17 protein-coding genes are annotated in these 19,915 nt (G+C 73.1%); 12 read left to right on the top strand and 5 right to left on the bottom strand.

Annotated features, from left to right (window positions below):
* Positions 1 to 131 precede the first annotated feature (131 nt).
* The 5 genes from EV372_RS00165 (at position 132) to EV372_RS00145 (ending at position 6,156) form a co-directional block, all read left to right on the top strand.
* Positions 132 to 1,763: an alanine/glycine:cation symporter family protein gene (locus EV372_RS00165; protein ID WP_130394153.1), complete on the top strand. Its 1,632-nt coding sequence runs from the start codon at positions 132 to 134 to the stop codon at positions 1,761 to 1,763.
* A gap of 140 nt (positions 1,764 to 1,903) precedes the next feature.
* A complete protein-coding gene (locus tag EV372_RS00160; RefSeq protein ID WP_130394151.1) occupies positions 1,904 to 3,010 on the top strand; it encodes a permease in 1,107 nt (368 codons plus the stop codon).
* Complete coding sequence (locus EV372_RS00155) at positions 3,007 to 3,780, top strand: TIGR03943 family putative permease subunit (RefSeq protein WP_130394149.1); 774 nt, start codon at positions 3,007 to 3,009, stop codon at positions 3,778 to 3,780. Before EV372_RS00160 ends, EV372_RS00155 begins: the two co-directional genes overlap by 4 nt.
* 102 nt (positions 3,781 to 3,882) lie before the next feature.
* Positions 3,883 to 5,301: a sensor histidine kinase gene (locus EV372_RS00150; protein WP_130398680.1), complete on the top strand. Its 1,419-nt coding sequence runs from the start codon at positions 3,883 to 3,885 to the stop codon at positions 5,299 to 5,301.
* Between the two features lie 198 nt (positions 5,302 to 5,499).
* A complete protein-coding gene (locus EV372_RS00145) occupies positions 5,500 to 6,156 on the top strand; it encodes a VTT domain-containing protein (protein WP_130394147.1) in 657 nt (218 codons plus the stop codon).
* A gap of 112 nt (positions 6,157 to 6,268) precedes the next feature.
* Here EV372_RS00145 and EV372_RS00140 read toward each other — a convergent pair whose 3' ends face one another.
* Together EV372_RS00140 and EV372_RS00135 are read right to left on the bottom strand one after the other, a co-directional pair.
* Entirely contained in the window at positions 6,269 to 7,579 is a 1,311-nt protein-coding gene (locus tag EV372_RS00140; protein ID WP_130394145.1) for an ABC transporter substrate-binding protein, read from the bottom strand.
* Positions 7,580 to 7,792: 213 nt separating this feature from the next.
* A complete protein-coding gene (locus EV372_RS00135) occupies positions 7,793 to 8,785 on the bottom strand; it encodes a LysR family transcriptional regulator (RefSeq protein WP_130394143.1) in 993 nt (330 codons plus the stop codon).
* Between the two features lie 220 nt (positions 8,786 to 9,005).
* Between EV372_RS00135 and EV372_RS00130 the strand changes: the two genes are divergently transcribed.
* The gene (locus EV372_RS00130) at positions 9,006 to 10,163 is read left to right on the top strand and encodes an acyl-CoA dehydrogenase family protein (RefSeq protein ID WP_130394142.1); all 1,158 of its coding nucleotides are present in this window, start codon (positions 9,006 to 9,008) and stop codon (positions 10,161 to 10,163) included.
* A gap of 188 nt (positions 10,164 to 10,351) precedes the next feature.
* Here EV372_RS00130 and EV372_RS00125 read toward each other — a convergent pair whose 3' ends face one another.
* Positions 10,352 to 11,176 carry a 4'-phosphopantetheinyl transferase family protein gene (locus tag EV372_RS00125; protein WP_130394140.1) on the bottom strand — a complete coding sequence of 275 codons (825 nt, stop codon included), beginning with the start codon at positions 11,174 to 11,176 and terminating at the stop codon, positions 10,352 to 10,354.
* A 94-nt stretch (positions 11,177 to 11,270) separates the two neighbouring features.
* Between EV372_RS00125 and EV372_RS00120 the strand changes: the two genes are divergently transcribed.
* The 4 genes from EV372_RS00120 (at position 11,271) to EV372_RS00105 (ending at position 13,869) form a co-directional block, all read left to right on the top strand.
* Entirely contained in the window at positions 11,271 to 11,498 is a 228-nt protein-coding gene (locus EV372_RS00120; RefSeq protein ID WP_130394138.1) for a hypothetical protein, read from the top strand.
* Positions 11,499 to 11,550: 52 nt separating this feature from the next.
* Positions 11,551 to 12,357, top strand: a complete 807-nt coding sequence (locus EV372_RS00115; protein WP_019608356.1) for a DeoR/GlpR family DNA-binding transcription regulator — start codon at positions 11,551 to 11,553, stop codon at positions 12,355 to 12,357.
* A gap of 130 nt (positions 12,358 to 12,487) precedes the next feature.
* Positions 12,488 to 13,306, top strand: coding sequence for a polyprenol monophosphomannose synthase (locus EV372_RS00110; protein WP_130394136.1), 819 nt, complete (start codon positions 12,488 to 12,490; stop codon positions 13,304 to 13,306).
* A gap of 131 nt (positions 13,307 to 13,437) precedes the next feature.
* Positions 13,438 to 13,869 carry a hypothetical protein gene (locus EV372_RS00105; protein ID WP_019608358.1) on the top strand — a complete coding sequence of 144 codons (432 nt, stop codon included), beginning with the start codon at positions 13,438 to 13,440 and terminating at the stop codon, positions 13,867 to 13,869.
* 208 nt (positions 13,870 to 14,077) lie between these two features.
* On the opposite strand, the gene EV372_RS00100 is transcribed toward EV372_RS00105, so the two are convergent.
* Together EV372_RS00100 and EV372_RS00095 are read right to left on the bottom strand one after the other, a co-directional pair.
* The gene (locus EV372_RS00100; protein ID WP_130394134.1) at positions 14,078 to 16,846 is read right to left on the bottom strand and encodes an ABC transporter permease; all 2,769 of its coding nucleotides are present in this window, start codon (positions 16,844 to 16,846) and stop codon (positions 14,078 to 14,080) included.
* 5 nt (positions 16,847 to 16,851) lie between these two features.
* Positions 16,852 to 17,619: an ABC transporter ATP-binding protein gene (locus tag EV372_RS00095; RefSeq protein ID WP_130394132.1), complete on the bottom strand. Its 768-nt coding sequence runs from the start codon at positions 17,617 to 17,619 to the stop codon at positions 16,852 to 16,854.
* A 334-nt stretch (positions 17,620 to 17,953) separates the two neighbouring features.
* Between EV372_RS00095 and EV372_RS00090 the strand changes: the two genes are divergently transcribed.
* Positions 17,954 to 19,240, top strand: a complete 1,287-nt coding sequence (locus tag EV372_RS00090; protein WP_197044342.1) for a sensor histidine kinase — start codon at positions 17,954 to 17,956, stop codon at positions 19,238 to 19,240.
* Positions 19,215 to 19,874, top strand: coding sequence for a response regulator (locus tag EV372_RS00085; protein ID WP_130394131.1), 660 nt, complete (start codon positions 19,215 to 19,217; stop codon positions 19,872 to 19,874). The genes EV372_RS00090 and EV372_RS00085 overlap by 26 nt, the downstream gene beginning before the upstream one ends.
* Positions 19,875 to 19,915: the final 41 nt, after the last annotated feature.

Raw genomic sequence — 19,915 nt, 5'->3', positions numbered from 1 at the left:
GGCCGATCACGTGCCCGCGGCGGGTTGTTGACCCGTTACGGTCCTTTACCGCCCCTTCGCGTGTCCGCACGGGCTCCCACCTCCGGTGACGTGGACACTTGCCGAAGACCGGACCGCTTGAAGGGGAGCGCGTGAACAACGCAGTCGTCGCCGTCAACGACTTCTTCTGGAGCTACTTCCTCATCCCGCTCCTGATCGTCCTCGCCGTCTACTTCACGGTGCGCTCGGGGATCGTGCAGCTGCGCCTGCTGCCGGAGATGTTCCGCGTCCTGGGCAGCGCCCCGGGCGTGGCACCCGACGGCCGACGGGAGATCTCCTCCTTCCAGGCCTTCTCCATCTCGGCCGCCTCACGGGTGGGGACGGGCAACATCGTCGGCGTGTCCACCGCGATCATCCTGGGCGGACCGGGCGCGGTGTTCTGGATGTGGACGATGGCCGCGGTGCTGGGCGCCGCGGCGTTCGTGGAGTCCACCCTCGCCCAGCTGTACAAGGTGCGCACCGACACCGGCTTCCGGGGCGGCCCGGCCTACTACATGGAGAAGGGGCTGGGCAGGCGGTGGATGGGCGTGCTGTTCGCGGTGATCATCACCGTGACCTTCAGCCTGGTGTTCAACACGGTGCAGGCCAACAGCATCGCCGCCGCCGTGTCCACCTCCGTGGGCGACCTCGGCGGGACGCCCGGCCTGCTGCTGTCGGCCGTGATCGGGCTGGTGCTGGTGGGCCTGACCGCGCTGGTGATCTTCGGCGGGGTCAGGCGCATCGCGCACGCCGCCCAGGCGCTGGTCCCGCTCATGGCCGTCCTGTACATCCTCATCGGCCTGTGGGTGGTCGCCCTCAACATAGGGGAGCTGCCCCGGATCGTCGGCGACATCTTCGCGTCGGCGTTCGGCGCGCGCGAGTTCGTCGCCGGGGGCGTGGGCACGGCCATCGTCCAGGGCATGCGGCGCGGCATGTTCTCCAACGAGGCGGGTCTGGGGTCGGCACCCAACGCCGGAGCCACCGCCTCGGTCTCCCACCCGGTCAAACAGGGGCTCGTGCAGACGCTGGGCGTGTACTTCGACACCTGGCTGGTGTGCTCGGTGACGGCCTTCATCGTGCTCGTCAGCGGCCCCGAGTACGGCGGCGACCGGGGCATCCAGGTCACGCAGGGCGCGCTGGAGGCCAGCCTGGGCGGGTGGTCGGTCCACGCGCTCACGGTCATCCTCTTCCTGCTGGCCTTCACCTCCGTGCTGGGCAACTACTACTACGGGGAGACCAACCTCCAGTTCCTCGACAGCAGCCCCCAGCACATGACCTACTTCCGCTACGCGGTCCTGGCGGCGGTCTTCCTCGGCTCCGTGGCGCCCCTGACCCTGGTGTGGAGCCTGGCCGACATCTCCATGGGCGTGATGGCCACCGTGAACCTGCTGGCCCTGGCGCCGCTGTCGGGGGTCGCCTTCCGGCTGCTGGCCGACTACAGCCGCCAGCTGCGCAACGGCCTGGACCCCCAGTTCACGCTCGCCAAGATGCCCGGCCTGCGCAACGTGGAGTGCTGGGGCCCGGCCTCCGGGCCCCAGCCCGAGGACGTCCCCCGCGACGAGGGCGAGGCGCCCCCGGACCCGGGCGCGGTCGCGGAGGAGCGGGGGCGGGACGGCGAGCGGTCCGGCCCGGGGGAGGCGGAGTCGCACGGCGCGACGGCCGTGGACGAGGCCGGTGACGCGGACCGCTCCGACGGTGACGACGGTCCCGACGAGGGCGACCGGGGCTCCGACACGGAGCGATAGCCGTGGTGTGCCGGGAACACCCCCTCCGCCGGCTGAACCCGGTGCCCGGTTGTCCACAGGTCGGAGTGGGACGCTGACGGGCGAAAACGATTTTCGGTACGATGCGTGGAGTTCCCACCCGACCACCGCGGAGTACCACCGTGTCCGACCGGACGACGCCCGCCGCCGCACCCGACCCCGCCGTGCCCGGCTCCGCCCCGCCCAGCGCCTCCGCCTCGCTCGGCGACACCCTCGCCGGAGGGTGGAACGACCGCGGCGACGAACTGCCCCCCGAGGACTGGGGGCGCAGGGGCGGCCAGCGCAGGACCGGCACGGTCTGGCTGTTCGCCCTGTTCATCACCGCCATGGCGATGGGGCACGCCTGGGTCACCGACCGGCTGACCAGCGACGCCTTCCTGGCCTGGGCCACCATCTTCACCGCGATCAGCTTCCAGGCGCTGCCCTTCCTGGTCTTCGGCGTCGCGCTGTCGGCGGCGCTCACCGCGTTCGTCCCGACCTCGGTCTACCAGCGCCTCATCCCCTCCAACCCCGCGCGGGCGGTGCCGGTGGCCGGGGCCTCCGGCGCCCTGCTGCCCGGGTGCGAGTGCGCCTCGGTCCCCATCGCCGGAAGCCTGATCAAGGGCGGGGTCGCGCCCGCCGCCGCTCTGACCTTCCTGCTGGCCGCGCCCGCCATCAACCCGATCGTGATGATCGCCACCGCGGTGGCCTTCGCCGGGCAGCCCGAGATGGTGCTCGCCCGGTTCGTCGCCTCGCTGCTGGCCGCCGTGGTCATCGGGTGGATCTGGGTGCGCTTCGGCCGCACCGACTGGCTGCGCCTGCCCGCGCGCACGCACGCCCCCGGCGAGTCCCGGTGGACCGTCTTCCGCGAGTCCATGCTGCACGACATGATGCACGCGGGCGGCTACCTCGTGGTCGGCGGCCTCGCCGCGGCCTCCCTCAACGTCCTGGTCCCGCGCGAGTGGCTGGTGACGGTGGCCGGACTCCCGGTCGTCTCGGTCCTCGTACTCGCCCTGCTCGCCATCCTGCTGTCCATCTGCTCCGAGGCCGACGCGTTCGTCGCGGTCAGCCTCACCGAGTTCTCGCCCACCGCCAAGCTCGCGTTCATGGTGATCGGCCCGATGGTCGACCTCAAGCTCATCGCGATGCAGGCGGGTGTGTTCGGCTGGCGCTTCGTGGTGCGCTTCGCGCCGATGTGCCTGCTGGTCGGGCTGCTCAGCACCTTCCTGATCGGAGGCCTCTTCCTGTGAACCGCATCGCCCAGGGGCTCACCCTCGTCCTGCTCGGCGCCGCCGCGCTGACCAGCACGGTGGCCACCGACCTCTACCTCAACTGGGTCAAGGCGGGCTTCGGCCCCTTCCTCATCGCCGCGGGCGTGGTCATGGCCGTGCTCGGCGTGCTCATCATCGTGACCGAGCTGCGCGGTGAGAGGGCGGCCGCGACCGCCCCGGAGGAGCACTCCGACCACTCCGCCGACGGCCACGACCACGGGCACGACCACTCCCGCGCGCCCAGAGTGGCCTGGCTGCTCCTGCTGCCGGTGGTCGCGGTCTTCGTCGTCGCCCCGCCCGCGCTGGGCGCCTACACCGTGGAGTCCACCGCAGCCTCCTCCGCCCCGCCGCCCGAGCAGGCGCGCCCCGGCCGCTTCGACGACGGCCTGGCCGAGGCCGGACCGGGTGAGGCCGTCGCGATGGACATCCGCCAGTTCGTGATGCGCGCCTGGGTGGACGAGGAGCGTCAGCTGGCGGGGCGCGAGGTCGAGCTGACCGGTTTCGCGGTGCCCGACCCCGAGGGGGAGGGCTGGTTCCTGGCCCGCCTCCAGATGTCCTGCTGCGCGGCCGACGCCATCGTCAACAAGGTGCACATCTCCAACGAGCCCTCGCCGGAGACCGACAGCTGGTGGACGGTGCGCGGCACCTGGGTCGAGCCCGAGGGCGACATCGCCGACGTCAGCCAGCACGAGTTCGAGGTGCTGGAGATGGAGGAGGTCAGCAACCCGCCCTCCCCCTACGAGCAGTAACCGCCGGTCCGTTCGCCAACCGCCGCCACACCGCCGTCGCTTCGACGGATGTCCGGTCCCCTGGGTGACAATGGGTCGGTGCCAGGTTGGGATGACGGGCCCATGAGGGTGTGGGAGCGGATACGTCCCCGGTCGATTCGGGCCCGGGTCACGTTCGGCGCGGTCGCGGCACTGGCCGTGGTCACCGGACTGGGCCTGGCCCTGACCATCTTCCTCGTCCGTGAGGCGATCGTGGAGCAGGTCCGCGACCTGGCGGCGGAGGAGGCCCGCGACGTCGCCGCCCACATCGCGGTCCAGCGCTACCCGGAGCTGATCCCCGACGGGGAGTCCGTCCTGCGGATCCAGGTCGTCGAGCGCGACTCCGGTGCGGTGCTCGCCTCCAGCGACGCCATGGAGGGCCAGCCGCAGCTGACCGCCGAGCGCCCCACCGCCTCCGACCCCCGGGTGGACACCACGGTCTGCGGGCCGGTCGCGGGCGTGGACCCCCGGACCTGCCTGTTGGTGGCGGGCTACGCCGCCGACGACACGGCCTACGGCGACGTCGTCGTGCTGGCGGCCGTGGGCACGCCCCAGCTCGTGGCCACCCACGTGCTGGAGGACGCGCTGGTGGTGATGTCCTGCGTCCTGCTCGCCATCACCGGGTTCGTCATCTGGCACGGGGTCGGCCGGGCGCTGCGCCCGGTGGAGGAGATCAGGGCCCAGCTCGACACCCTCTCCGCCAGCGACCTGCACCGCAGGCTCCCGGTGCCCAACAGCGACGACGAGATCGCCTACCTGGCCCGTACCGCCAACCTCAGCCTGGAACGGATGGAGGAGGGGATGGCCCGGCAGCGGCGGTTCGTCTCGGACGCCTCCCACGAGCTGCGCAACCCCATCGCCGGGATGCGGACCAAGCTGGAGGTGGAGCTCTCCGATCCCGATCCCGACGCCCGCGCGCGTGAACGGCTGCTCACCGGCCTGCTCTCGGACACCGAGCGGTTGGAGAACATCGTCACCGACCTGCTCGAACTCGCCCGCCTGGACGCCGGTACCGCGCCCGTCCAGGAACGGTTGGACCTGTCCGCGCTGGTCGCGGAGGAGTTCCCGTTCGAGCGCCGTATCCCCGAACTGCGACTGCACTCCTCCGGGCCGGTCCACGTCGTCGCCAACCGCCTGCGGCTCGTGCGGGTCCTGACGAACCTGATCGCCAACGCCGACCGGCACGCCGTATCCCGCGTCGACGTCATCGTCGGGCGGGAGGACGGTTTCGCCGTGGTGGAGGTGCACGACGACGGGTCGGGGATTCCGCCCGGGGAGCGGGAGCGGATCTTCGAGCGCTTCGCGCGGTTGAGCGAGTCGCGGGAGCGCGATCCCGGCGGCAGCGGTCTGGGGCTGGCCATCTCCCGCGAGATCGCCCGGGCCCACGGCGGCAGTCTGCTGGCCGGGCACAGCGAACTCCTGGGCGGGGCGGCGTTCGTCCTGCGCCTCCCCGAGGCACCCGAGGACCCCGAACACCACGGGCACCACGACCGTCCCGAGTAACGCGGACGGTCCCGTTCGTCCCGGGTGCCGCGGTCATCCCGGCTGTTCCGAACAGCGCGGACCTCACCGTCCGCCCCGGACCGCACCGGCGTTCGGAGCGTCCCGAACGACACTGGACGCACCGTTCGCCCCACCTGCGCCGAACGGTGCGTATCCGCCGGTTCCGTGGGAGTCCGGCGCCGGGCGTACGCTGTGGCCATGGGTGAGGACACGCGCGGCGTGCGAGCCGCGGACGTGTCGCGGCTCGCCCTGCTGCTGCTCTGGGTGGCGCTGCTGGTGTCGGCTCTGTTGTGGGGCCCCGACCTGGAGACCCTCCAGGCCTGGGTGGAGGACGCCGGAGCGGCCGCTCCGCTGGCCTACCTGGGCGTGTACCTGCTGGGAGTGTTCGCCTTCCTGCCCCGGCCCGCCCTCAACGCCGCCGCCGGGCTGCTCTTCGGAATGTCCCTGGGCCTGTTCCTGGCCGTGGCGGGCGGGGTGTGCGCCGCCCTGGCCCAGTTCTGGGTCGCCCGCCACGTGGCGGGCGACGCGGTGGCCCGGCGGCTGCCCGAGGGGGCCCGCGCCCGGTTGGAGACCCTGGCGGGCGGACGCGCCCTCCTGGCGGTGCTCCAGCTGCGCCTGGTTCCGGCCATCCCCTACCAGGTGGTCAACTACGGCTTCGGGCTGACCCGGATGCGGATGTGGCCCTTCGCGCTGGGCACGCTCCTGGGCGGGGCGCCCGGCACGGCGGCGCTGGTGATGGTCGGCGTCGGCGGCACGGACCTGGGCCTGCCGGTGGCCGTGGGCGGGGCGGTGCTCGCGGTGGTGATCGGCGCGGTCTGGTGGGCGCGCTCGCGCCGTCGGCGGACACGGTCCTGAGACCCGCCCCGAACACGCGCGTTCGCGCACGCCCTCCTGCCCACGGGCCGGGCCGTCCGCCGTACCCGGACCGGCGGCGGCACCGTTCCGGGGCCGCCGCCGGTTCACCGGTCTACCCGCCGGACCCCCCGAAGAGGGTCACCTCGTCGGGCGCGGGCCGGTCCAGCGCGAAGGGCAGGACCTCACCGCCTCCGCTGTCGGTGACCATGGGCTCCTGGAGGACCTCGGGCTCCTCACCCGCCTGGTGCCGCACCACCATCACCCCGGCGTAGCCGCTGTGGTCGTTCCCGGTGGCGTTGAACGGCACCAGGCCGGGCCCCGTCCACTCGTGGGAGTTGAGGGTGGCGAGCAGGCTCTCCCGCGTCAGGTCGGGGCCGGTCTCCATCAGCACCTGGGCGAACAGGACCGCCTGCACCATGCCGTAGACGGTGGTGTCGGTGAAGGGCGTGCCCTCGTTGTACCTCTCGTGGATCTCCAGGAAGAACTCGGTCCACGGGTCCTCGCGCTGGGCGGCCATCGGCAGGAACGCGGTGATGATCAGACCGTCCAGGAAGGCCTCGGGCGGGACGTCCTCGGCCGCCGTGCCCTGCGCGTACTCCTCGATCAGCCCGGTGGCCACCGCCACGTCGCCGCCGAAGCTGGGCGCCACCCACTGCGGGGTGTAGCCGATCGCGGTGGCCTCCAGGACGGCCAGGGCCAGGAAGGCGGGGATGCAGTGGCAGACGGCGACCTCGGCGCCCGAGCGCTTGAGCTCCGCGACCTGCCCGGCGAGCTCGGGGACGCCGGGGTCGTAGGACTCCCAGGCCACGATCTCCTCGGTGAGGTACTGCTCGATCCCCGCGTGCGAGGAGGGGCCCACGTCGTCGTTCTGGTAGAGCAGGCCGACCTTGTCACCGGGGAAGTTCTCGGCGATGTACTGGCCCTGGATCTTGGCCTCGCGGGTGTAGTCGACCTGGAAGCCGTAGCTGTAGGGGTAGACCTCGGGCTGGTCCCAGGCCAGGGCGCCGGATGAGACGAACAGGTCGGGGACGCCCGCCTCGTTGAGCTCCTCGATCACGGCCTCGTGGGTGGGGGTGCCCAGGCCGCCGAGCATGGCGAAGATCTCCTGGTCGTCGATGAGGCTGCGGGTGGCCTCCTGGGTCTGCGCGGGGTCGAACGCGTCGTCCTGGACCTGGTACTCGATCCGGCGGCCGTGGACGCCGCCGTTGTCGTTGATGTAGTCGAACACGGCGCGGGCGCCGGTGGAGACGTGGCGGAAACCGGGGGAGGCCGCTCCGGTGAGCGGTTGGTGCGTCCCGATGACGACGGCGTCGTCCGTCACCCCGGGGGTGACCGCCCGGTCGGAGCCGTCCGTGCCGCTGGAGCAGGAGGTGAGGAGAACCGTGACGGCCAGCGTCGAGGAGATGATGCTCAGTGGTCGCATGATGGTGTCCTGGACTCGGTCGTGCCTTCGCGGAACGGGCGGGGCGGGGCCCGTGGGGGAGAGGTACGTGTCTGCGGAGCGGACGGTGGGGGGATGTCTACTCACGAGTACGTTACTTGCGAGTAAACACTCTACGCGTGCCGCCCCACCTCGCAAACCGACCGGTCGCTATGTGGCGTGTGTCCAGGTGGGAGGGGGTGGAGCGCGGTCGGCTCAGCCGTTGAGCGCCCCCGGCGCACGCCCGTTGCACCGCTCGTCCGGCGTCCGGCCGAGAGCGGACGCGGCGGCGCCCGGGGGCGGGGGGTCCGGTGTGCGGGACGGGCCGCCCAGGATCTCGCGGGCCAACCGGGCGATCGTGTCGGAGGCCTGCTGGATCGGACTGTCGCGCCGCCAGACCAGCAGGTGGCGCAGCTGTATGGGCTCACCCTCCAGGGGGCGTACCACCACGTCCGGGCCGGTGTCGAAGTCCGGCTGGCACGGCGCGACCGCCCGGCGGTCGGCGATGAGGTCGCGGATCTCGGAGCGGTCGTAGAGCCGGTAGGGCACCTCGGGGGTGAATCCGGCCCGCTGGCAGGCCAGGTAGAAGCACTCGGGCCAGCCGGTGCCGTCCGGCGGGGTCAGCGCCCACGGCGACCTCGCGAGGTCGCCCAGCCGGACCAGCGGCCGCTTCGCCTGGGGGTGGTCGGCCCACAGCGCCACGTGCAGCGGCTCCACCGAGAGCATCGCCCAGGACAGGGGGCCGTCGGTGGACAGGTCGCGGTCCACGTAGTCGATCGTGGTCCCCAGGTCCAGGCGGCCCGCGCGCACCAGGTCGGTGACCAGCTTGGGGGAGTACTCCGTGCGCACGTGGACCGGCACGTTCGGGAAGACCTCGGGCATGCGGGCCGACAGCTCCAGCGTCAGCGGCCCGACCCCGCCCACGCGCAGGGTGGTGGGGGAGGCCCCGCGCGCGGTGATGTCGTGCAGCAGGTCGTCCATGGACAGCAGGACCGAACGGGCGCGCACCAGCACGAACTCGCCCAGCTCGGTGGGGCGGACCCCCGAGCGCCCGCGGTGGAACAGCGGCCCGCCGACCTCGCGCTCGATCCGCTGGAGCTGGGTGGTCAGCGCGGGCTGGGAGGTGGAGAGCGCGGCGGCCGCCTTGGTCACGCTGCCGGTGTCGGCCAGGAGGCAGATGGTGCGCAGGTGGCGGAGTTCGAGGTCCATGCGTGGAATCTAGGACGAGGAGGGGGCTCGTGTACAGGCGTGCTGTCGTCGCGGGCGCGGCGGGCCGCCCCGTCTAACGCGACGGCCGCCGGAGCGGTGCGCCGTCCAAGGGACCGGAGCGCCCGGCCCCGTCGGCTTGTGGAGCGGGGGTGCCGTACGTCACCATATAGTTGGACGTCCTACTAGGTGTCCACATGTCGGACAGGCGCGGGAGAGGTTCATGACGGTCGCACGTACTCTGCACACCCCCGAGGCGGAGCAGCTCCTGGAACTGACCCGGGAGATCGTGGACAAGGAGCTGACCCCGCGAGCCGCCGGGGACGAGGAGGGCGGCCTGTTCCCGCGCGAGGTCTTCCGCGTGCTCGGCGGCGCCGGACTGCTCGGCCTGCCCTACCCCGGCCGGTACGGCGGCGGGGACCAGCCCTACGAGGTCTACCTCCAGGTGGTGGAGGAGCTGGCCCGGGGCTGGCTCGCGGTCGGCCTGGGCGTGAGCGTCCACACCCTGTCCTGCTACCCCCTGGCCACCTTCGGCTCCGACGCGCAGAGGGACGCCCACCTGCCCGGCATGCTCGGCGGCGACCTCCTGGGCGCCTACTGCCTGTCCGAGGCCGCCTCGGGCTCGGACGCCTCCGCGCTGGCCACCCGGGCCGAGGCCGACGGGGACGGCTACCGCGTCAACGGCGCCAAGGCCTGGATCACCCACGGCGGCCAGGCCGACTACTACACGCTCTTCGCCCGCACCGGCGCCCCCGACTCCGGTGCCCGCGGCATCAGCTGCTTCCACGTCCCCGCGGACACCCCCGGCCTGGGATCGGCGGCCCCCGAGCGCAAGATGGGCATGAACTCCTCGACCACCGCCGGGGTCCTCCTCGACGACGTCCGCCTCGGCGCCGACGCCCTGGTGGGCGAGCGGGACAAGGGCTTCGGCATCGCCCTGTCCGCGCTGGACTCCGGACGCCTGGGCATCGCCGCCTGCGCGGTCGGCCTCGCCCAGGCCGCCCTCGACGCCGCCGTGGACTACTCCCGCGAACGCCACCAGTTCGGCACCGCCATCGGCGACTTCCAGGGCGTGGGCTTCATGCTCGCCGACATGGCCACCCAGGTCGCGGCCTCCCGCGAGCTCTACCTGTCGGCCGCCCGCCTGCGCGATGCCGGGCTCCCCTTCGGCAAGCAGGCCGCGATGGCCAAGCTCCTGGCCACCGACACCGCCATGAGGGTCACCACCGACGCCGTGCAGGTCTTCGGCGGCTACGGCTACACCCGCGACTTCCCCGTCGAGCGCTACATGCGCGAGGCCAAGGTGCTCCAGATCGTGGAGGGCACCAACCAGGTGCAGCGCATGGTCATCAGCCGCCACCTGGCCAGGGAGGGAGCCTGACCGCCTCCCCCCGGGGACGACCCGCGCCGCCGTCCGGCCCGCGGGGACGCCTGCGCTGTCCCCCCGCGCGGAAGGACGCCGCCGCCCGGTCCGCGAGAGCGCGGGACCCGGGGGCGGTCCGCTCCGGGAGGCCCGCCCTCCCCGAGGAACGCGGTCTTCCCCGAGGGGCCCTGCCGCCCCTCGGGGGCTCAGCCTCCGCCCGGCCGGGAGCGCAGCAGCCGGACGGTCTCCTCGTGGGTGCGCGGCTCCAGCTCCAGCGGCCGGTCGGTCAGCACCGCCAGCGCGGAGCGGTACTCCTCCCCGCCCCGGTCCGGGACCGCCCCGACGTCCAGGTCCGCCAGCGCCACCGCCCCCGGCGCCCCGCCGCCCTCCCAGGACAGCAGTTCCGGGGCGGCGTCCGCCGGGCTCACCAGCACCCGCCGCATCCCGCCGGACAGGCCCAGGCCGGTCGCCTTCAGCAGCGCCTCCTTGCGGGCCCAGTAGCGGAAGAAGGCGCCGACCCGGTCGGCGGGGGAGAGGCGCTCCCAGGCCCGCTGCTCGGGTTCGCCCAGCGTGTAGCCCGCCAGGCCCTCCAGGTCGCGGGCCGGGGACACGCGTTCCACGTCCACGCCCACGGGCACCTCGCGGGCCAGGGCCAGCACCACCCACTCACCCGAGTGGCTGACGGAGAGCTCCCACCCCTCGGCGGGGCCGGAGGGGTGGGGCTTGCCGTGCGGGCCCTGCGCGGAGTCCTCGCCCCGGCTGGCGCCCGCCCGCTCCTTCTCCTCACAGGAACGGCAGCGCAAAGCGAAGGTCACCTTCTCGGGCGGGCAGTCGGCCCGCTCGGCCAGCAGCAGCCGGGACACCGCCCGGCCCAGCAGGTGCCGGTCGCGGTCGGCCTGGAGCCGGAAGCGGGCGTTGCGTGACCGTTCCTCCTCGTCCAACAGGCGCAGCAGGCGGTCGTCGGCGGCTGAGGTGCGTACCCACCACACCTCGATGGACAGGGGTGCCGGATCGAGCTTCATGCCCCCCATTGTGTCCCGATCTCCCCCGCGTTCGGTGGTGTGAGGTCAACCCAAACCGGGAATTCGGTTATTGGCAGGTCAGCCCGTCCCCTGGGAGGCCCAGATGTCTGTCGTGGTACTGCTCGGCGCGGGAGCGCTCGTCGGTCTGGTGGCGCTCACGGCGATCGTCGTGGTCACCCTCCTGAGAGAGGGGGGCCAGACCACCGAGGAGGAGGCCGCCGCGGAGGCCGGGGAGCCCGGGACCGCCTCCGGGAGGGTTCCGGAGCAGGCGGCGCCCGAGGACGCCGTCCGGCCCGGACGGATCACCACCGCCGACGGGTCCGTAGTCTAGGGAGTCGCGCGGGACCGTGGCCCGTGCCCGAGCAGAGCACGGAAGTGGGTCCATGGCCGAGGAGAACCGTCCGGCGTTCGCCGCCGAGCGCCGGGAGCGCATTCTCGAACTCGTGCGCGCCAACGGCACCATGTCCCTGCGCGACATCGCCGTCAGGGTCCGCGCCTCGGAGGTCACCATCCGCCGCGACGTGCGCGCGCTGGAGACCGAGGGGCTGGTGGACCGCCGCCGGGGCGGGGTCGCCCTGCCCGGCAGGATCGGCCACGAGCAGAGCTACTCCGGCAAGAGCGGCCAGTGCGCCGCCGAGAAGGCCGCCATCGCCACCGCCGCGGCCCGACTCGTGCGCCCCGGCGACGCCGTCACCATCGGCCCCGGCAGCACCGCCGAGGCCTTCGCCCGCGCGCTCCTGACCCGCACCGACCTGACCGTGGTCACCAACTCCCTGCGCGTCGCCGACGTCCTGGCCGGGGCCGCCGGCGTCGAGGTGGTCGTGACCGGCGGCACCCTGCACGGCCCCATCCGGGCCCTGGTCGGGGCGGCGGCGGAGGAGAGCCTGGCCGGGCTGCGCGTCAACCGGGCCTTCCTCTCCGGCAACGGGGTCAGCGCCGACCGCGGCCTGAGCACACCCAACCCGGCCGTGGCCAGCGTGGACCGCGCCCTGGCCGCGTGCGCCGAGGAGACCATCGTCCTGGCCGACCACACCAAGATCGGCGCCGACACCATGGTGCCCACCGTCGCCCCCGAGGAGATCGCCCACCTGGTCACCGACAGCAGCGCCGACCCCGAGGTGCTGATGACCCTGGAGGAGACGGGCGCCCTCGTCCACGTCGCGGTGGTCGCCCAAGAGCGGGGGCAGTGAGGGGGAGGGAAAAGGGGACTTCTCCTCTGCGAACGGAGGAAAGGACCGCGTACCCTACCGTTCACACGCGTATCCCGCGTACGCTCCGCCCGTCCCGCGCCACCCGTCCGATCCGCAGGAGCCGCCGCGCATGTCCTCCCAGCCGTCCCCCCAGCAGCCGCCCTCCCCGCCCGTGCGCGTCACCCCCGAACCCGTGCCGCTCCCCGCGCCGTGGGCCGACTCCCGGGTGACGGTGGTCGTGCCCACCTACAACGAGGCGGACAACCTCCCGGTGCTGGTGGGCCAGCTCATGGCCCTGGACCTGCCGCGGCTGCGGGTGGTGGTCGTGGACGACGGCTCCCCCGACGGCACCGGTGAGGTCGCCGACAAGCTCGCGGTCGAGTTCGCCGGACGCGTCGGTGTCGTCCACCGCACCGCCAAGGACGGCCTGGGCCGCGCCTACGTCGCGGGCATGACCCGCGCCCTGGAGGAGGGCGCCGACCACGTGGTGCAGATGGACGCCGACCTCAGCCACCCCGTGGGCTACGTGCCCCAGCTGCTCGGCACCCTGCACGCCACCAACGCGGGTGTGGTGATCGGCAGCCGCTACGTCCCCGGCGGCAGCCTGTCCGAGCGGTGGAACCTCAGCCGCCGCCTGCTGAGCGGCTGGGCCAACGCCTACGTCAAGACGGTGCTGTCCATCCCCATCCGCGACGTCACCGCGGGCTTCAAGATCTGGCGGGCCTCGGCGCTGCGCGTCCTGGACCTGCCCGGCATCGAGAGCACCGGCTACGCCTTCCAGGTGGAGATGCACTACCGGGCCTACCGGCGCGGGCAGAAGATGGTGGAGATCCCCATCCACTTCGAGGACCGCGTCGTGGGCCAGAGCAAGCTCGACGGCTCCGTCGCGCTGGAGGCCGCCCTGCGCCCGCTGCTGCTGCGCCGCGCCGAGCGCGCCCGCCGGCGGTAGCGGGGCGTTCGGCGGGACCGCCCCCGGTCCGCCCCGCCGTCCCGTGCGCCCGCCGGTGACATAGGTGCGCCGGTTTGGGGCACGGGACTAACGAGGGAAAGGGGGCGAACATGACTGAAGAGCCCTATGACGTGGACACCGACATGGGGGACGACCCCGAGCTGAGCAAGGCCGTCGCCCGGGAGCGGCGGATCGAGGCCGACTACGACATCCAGGAGTACGACTTCGAGGACCCCGACATGCCGGGGACCGACAGCTCGTCCGAGCCGCGGGGGATCGACGAGGCGGTGCGCTCCGAGCGCAGCGACCTCTACCCGCGCGAGAGCTGGGGAGGGGAGACCCGCAGCGCCGAGCAGGAGGCCATGCACGAGGAGAGCGACGACGTCACGCCCGACGTCGACGAGGGCGCGGCCGTGCGGAGCGAGCACCCCGACAGGCCCTACGAGCATCCGGCGGACACGCCCCACGGCGACCGGGACGACGAGCGCGACCGGACCACCGACACGGCGGGCTACGTTCCGGACGCCGAGGACCCCAGGGACACCGGCGCCCCGGACACCTGAGGGCCACGCCGTCTGAGGTGTACCGCCCGGGGCACGGCGCCCGGGACACGGCGTCCACGGTCGTGGCGCGGGGTGCGGCCTCCGGCGGAGCGACCCCCGTTCGGCGGGGGAGAACGCCGAGAGCGCGGGCCCCCTTCCGCCCGGAGGCGGAAGGGGGCCCGCGCGTTTCCCGTCGCGGCGACGCGTGCGCCCGCGGAGGCGTGGCCGCCTACTCGCTGGCCAGCGCCCCCGTGATCGAGGTGGCCGCCGCCCGGCGGGCGGGCAGCACCGAGGCCAGCAGCCCGGCCAGGACGGCGATTACGATGAACACCGCGATCTGGCCGAAGGGCACGGTGAAGACCATGTCCGGCAGGACCGAGGCCCCGGCCGCCCAGCCGAACACCACGCCAAGCACGATGCCGATACCGGCGCCGATCAGGCACAGCAGCACGGCCTCCACGCTCAGCATCCGGCGCAGCTGCCCCCTGGCCAGCCCCAGCGCCCGCAGCAGCGCGGACTCGCGGGTGCGCTCCAGCACCGACAGCGCCATGGTGTTGGAGATGCCGAACACCGCGATGATGATCGCCAGGCCCAGCATCGCCGCGATGGTGTAGAAGGCGATGTCCAGGATCTGGGAGAACTGGTTCTTCATCTCGGCGGCCGACCCGACCTGCATGGTCGGGTGGTCCTCGACCGCGGTGTTGACCGCGTCGCGCACCTCGGCGGCGTCGGCTCCCTCGGCGGCGCGGATGAGCAGCATCTCGTCCCCGTCCACCGAGGGGAAGGCCGCGGCGAAGTCCTCCGGGTGCAGGGTCACGCCCGTCAGGGACTGCATGTCCTCCACGACCGCGACGATCTCCACGGACAGGTCCTGGCCGTCCTCGGCCGGAAGGGTGAGGGTGTCGCCCACCCCGGCGCCCTCGGCGTAGCCCTCCGTCACCGTAGCCCTGCCCGGTCCGATGTCGGTCAGGTCGCCCTCGACGGTGTCGCTGGTGAGGTCGACGCCGATCTCGGCGCCCGGGTAGGTGTAGACGGGAACCGACTGGTCGCCGTCCGTCTCGACGTAGACGCTGCGCTGGCTGAAGACCTTGCCCAGGGCGGACTGGCCCTCCAGCGCCGCCCGGACCTCGTCCGGGACGGTGGGGGACTCCGGTTCCTGGGCGGCCCCGGCGGAGGCGGCCTCCGTGCCGGCGCCCTCACCGGAGGACGCGTCCCCGGTCGGCCCCGCGGGCTCGACGGGACCCTCGGCGCCGTCGGCGGGAGCCTCTCCGGCCGCGGCCTCGTCACCGGCGGGAGCCTGCTCGGCGCCTGCGGGCTGTTCCGAGCTCTCCGAACCCTCCGGGGCCCCGGCTGTCTCGGTGCCGGTCCCCGGCTCCCGCATGGAGAACTGCGGGGTGATCTGGTAGTCCACCGGGAACTGCTCCTCCAGCTGCCGGGTCATGGTCGTCTCGGTGGAGGCGCTGATCACCGAGTAGCCGGTGATGAGGGTGGCGCCCACGGTCAGGGCGATCATCGCGGTGGCCGCGCGGCGCGGGCTGCGGGTGGAGTTGTCCACCGCCAGCATGCTCGGCACACCCACCTTCCGCAGGGGGACGCCGACCACGCGCACGATGCCGCGCACCAGCAGCGGACCCAGCACGACCACGCCCACGAAAGCGACGAGGGCGGCGGCGGTCACCACCACCATGCCCACCTGGGCCATGTCCGCGTTCAGGACCAGAGCGACCAGGGCGGCCGAGACCGCGAAGGCCAGCAGGCCGACGACGACGCGTACCCAGCCGGTGCCCTTCTCCAGACCGGCGGCGGTGGCGCTGGTGCGCAGGGCCGCCAGCGGCGCCACCCGGGTGGCGCGCGTGGCCGGGACCAGGGCGGAGAACACGGTCACCACTGTGCCCACGGCCAGGCCGACCAGGACCGCCGTCGGAGTGACCACCACGGGCACCGCCTCCCCTGTGCCCAACAGCGGGCCGCCGTAGGCCGCACCGGCCATGCCGACGCCCACACCGGCCAGCACTCCCAGGGCGGAGGAGACCAGGCCCACGACCACCGACTCGGTCAGCACCGACCGGAAGACCTGGCCGCGCTTGGCGCCCACGCACCGCAGCAGGGCCAGCTCGCGCTGGCGCTGGGCGATGAGGATGGCGAAGGTGTTGTAGATGACGATCCCGGCGACGAACATCGCGACGAAGGCGAACAGCAGCAGCGCGGTGCGGATCAGCTCCGTCTGGCCGCCCGAGCTCTCGGCTATCTCCAGACCGGCCTCCTCACCGGTGCGTACGTCGGCCGCCGCCCCGAGTTCGGCGGCGACGGCGTCGGCCGCCTCCTGCGGGGTGTGGCCCTCGGCGGCGAGCACGTCGATCTCGGCGTAGTCCGTCACGCCGGTCATCTCCCGGGTGGTGTCCGGGTCGAAGACGACGGCGCCCGCGGCGCTGTAGGTCCTGTCCACACCGAACTCGACCAGTCCGGTGACGGTGAAGTCGCGCTTGTCCCCCTCGAGGTCGAGCACGGTCACCGTGTCGCCGATCGTGAACCCGAGCTGCTCCGAGGTGGAGGTGGCCAGGGCGATCTCGTCCCCGTTCGCGGGCAGCGCTCCCTCGTCGGCGGTGAACCGGCTGACCCCGTTCAGCCCGAGCGCCCTGGGCGGCAGGAAGCCGGTCGCCCGGCCCTCGTCGTCCAGGAGCACGGCCTCGCCCCGGAGGGTCCCGCCCGCCTCGGCGACCTCGGGCAGTGCCCGGACCCCGTCCAGCTGCTCGTCGGTGAAGGGAACCCGCTCCTCGGGCGGTTCCGTGCTCTCGGGGTCGAACTCGGGCTCGGAGGGCATGGCGATGGCGTCCACGCTGGTGGCCGAGCCCATGACGGACTTCTCGTAGCTGGCGTTGAGGGTGTCGGCGAAGACCATGGTCCCCGACACGAACATGACCCCCAGGAGGATCGCCAGCACGGTGGTGACGTACCGGGACTTGTGCAGACGCAGCCCGGCGAGTGTGGTGCGCAGCATGTCCCTCAGGCCTCTTCCAGCTTCAGCAGCCGCGCGGAGACCAGCTCGGCGGTGGGTTCGACGACCTCGTCCACCAGGCGGCCGTCGCGCAGGAAGACCACGCGGTCGGCGTAGGAGGCGGCCACGGGGTCGTGGGTGACCATGACGATGGTCTGGTTCAGGTCGCGGGCCGAGTCGCGCAGGAACTCCAGCACCTCGGCGCCCGAGCGCGAGTCGAGGTTGCCGGTGGGCTCGTCGGCGTAGACGACCTCGGGCGCGTTGAGCAGGGCCCGGGCCACGGCCACGCGCTGCTGCTGGCCGCCGGAGAGCTTGGCGGGCAGGTGGCTGAGCCGGTCGCGCAGGCCCACCACGTCGATGATGTGGTCGAAGCGCTGCTTGTCGACCCCGCGCTTGGCGATCTGCGACGGCAGCAGGATGTTCTGCTCGGCGGTCAGCATCGGCAGCAGGTTGAAGGACTGGAAGATGAACCCGATCCGGTCGCGGCGCAGCAGGGTCAGCTCGGCGTCGCGCAGGCCGGTGATCTGGGTGCGGCCCAGGTGCACGGTGCCCGAGGTGGGCACGTCCAGCCCGGCCAGGCAGTGCATGAGGGTGGACTTGCCCGACCCCGAGGGGCCCATGATGGCGGTGAACGCGCCCCGGTGGAACTCCACGTCCACCCCGGCCAGGGCGTGGACCTGGCTGTCGCCGGTGTCGTAGGTCTTGGTGAGGCCCCGGGCGACCACCACCGGCGGTGAGGTGACCGTCGGGTCGGGCTTCACGGTGAACTCGGTCACGGCAGACAGCTCCAGGAATCGGGGATGGTGTGCGGGCCGGACGGGCTCTCCGTCGCGGCTGTCCACAACGCTAGGTCCGCCCGCCCGGCCCGGGCGTCCCCCGCTGGGCCGATTCGCGACTCGGCCAAAGGAACGGTGACGGGCGGGTTCGCGACTCCTTCGTCTGGTCGGCGCACCGACTTTCGTCGGGGTCCGAGAGGTCACCCGGAGTCACGGGGGCGCCACGCGCCCCTGCCCGCCTGGGCTTTCGCGCGTGGACCGACGATCGGACCGCGCGGGACCGGGCGCGGCGCGCGCACGGGCCGACCTGGGGCGCCGCCGTAGACTCCCCAGCATGAGGAGCTGGGTGAGCGACCGGGGCAGGGACGCCGGCGCCCTGTGGAACAAGAACCGGGAGTGGTGGTGGGCCCGCCGCCTGACCATCGCCGACTGGCTCTACGCCGTGCTGCCGCTGCCGTTCAGCTGGGTACTGCAACTGGTGGGCAGCACGCAGCTCGGCCTGTTCGGCGGGCTCGTCCCCGCGCTCCTGGCGGTCCTGTCCAACGTGAACATCGCGTTCGCCCTGGCCGCCGGGGTGGTCCTCTACGTGATCCCGGTCGTGTTCGCCGGTGCCACGGTCCTGCTGCGGCGGAGCTTCCCGCAGTGGATGCTCGTCACCGCGCTCGTGCTGCTGCTGTGCTTCGCCAACTTCGTCCCGGCCGTGATCGCCCTGTACTCGTACTCGGTGTACCAGGCCAACCGGCGCCTGCTGGTGGGCTGGTTCGCCGTGTACAGCCTGGCCATGGTCGTCGCCTACGAGGCCAACCCCCTCGGGCAGGTCTTCCTCATCGGCATGCTGCTGGTCGTGCCGATGGTCTTCGGCCTGTGGGTGGGCACCCGCCGCCAGCTCATCGACCGCCTCCACGAGCGCGCCGAGCGCCTCGAACGCGAACAGCACATGATGGCCGAGCAGGCCATCACCGCCGAGCGCACCCGCATCGCCCGGGAGATGCACGACGTGGTCGCCCACCGGGTCAGCCTCATGGTGCTGCACGCGGGCGGGTTGGAGGTCTCCGCCGAGGACCCGCGCACCGTCGAGGCGGCCGGGCTCATCCGCACCACCGGCCGCGAGGCCCTCACCGAACTGCGCGGCATCCTCGGGGTGCTGCGCGACGACACCGACGCCGCGCCCACCGCTCCCCAGCCGGTCCTGTCCGACCTGGACCGCCTGGTGGAGGAGTGGCGCGCCGCCGGGATGCCGATCGACCGGGAGGAGAGCGGCCGGGTCCGCACGCTGCCGACGGGCGCCCAGCGCACCGCCTACCGGATCGTCCAGGAGGGGCTGACCAACGCCGCCAAGCACGCGCCCGGCGCCGCCGTCACCCTGCGCCTGCACTACGCCGACCGCCAGCTGGAGGTGGAGGTGGCCAACGCGCCCGCGCGGGGCCCGGCCTCGCCCATGCCCCGCAGCGGCTTCGGTCTGACGGGGCTGCAGGAGCGCGTCGTGCTCTCCGGCGGAAGCCTCAGCGCGGGGCCGTGCCCCGACGGCGGGTGGCGTCTGCGCGCTATCGTGCGAACCGACGATCCATCCGGTACGGAGGAAGAGGTTTCCGAAGGTGATCCGCGCGCTCCTGGTCGATGACGAACTCCTGGTCAGGTCCGGCCTGCGGATGATCCTGGACTCGGCCCCCGACATCGAGGTGGTGGGAGAGGGCGGCGACGGCGCCGAGGCCGTGCGCCTGGCCGAGGAACTCGCCCCCGACGTGGTGCTGCTCGACATCCGCATGCCGGGCACCGACGGGATCACCGCCGCCGCCCGCCTGACCGCCCTGCCCCGGCCGCCCCGCGTGGTCCTGCTGACCACCTTCGACCTGGACGAGTACGTGCACAGCGCCCTGCGGGCCGGGGCGGTGGGCTTCCTGCTCAAGGACACCCCGCCCCGCGACCTCATCGGCGCGGTGCGCACCGTCCACGAGGGCAACGCGATGCTCGCGCCCAGCGTGACCAAGCGCATGCTCGAACGCTTCGCCGCGCCCGCCCCCGCCGACTCCGCGGCGGGCCGCGCCGAGGCCGTGCGCCGCCTGTCGGTGCTCAGCGAGCGCGAGCGGTCGGTGCTCCTCGCGGTGGCCCGGGGCCGGTCCAACGCCGAGGCGGGCCGCGACCTGGGCATGCGCGAGGCCACGGTGAAGGCCCACGTCAGCCGGATCCTGGCCAAGCTGGGCATGTCCAACCGGGTGCAGGCCGCCATCCTGGCCCACGACGCGGGCTGGGCCTGAGGAAATCCCTGCGGGGTGTTACCGCTGCGCGCTCAGGGGGT

It is taken from the genome of Nocardiopsis sp. CNZ308 (assembly GCF_004217075.1).
The sequence above is the reverse complement of the archived record's forward strand: the minus strand, read 5'-3'. Positions and strand labels throughout refer to the sequence as shown.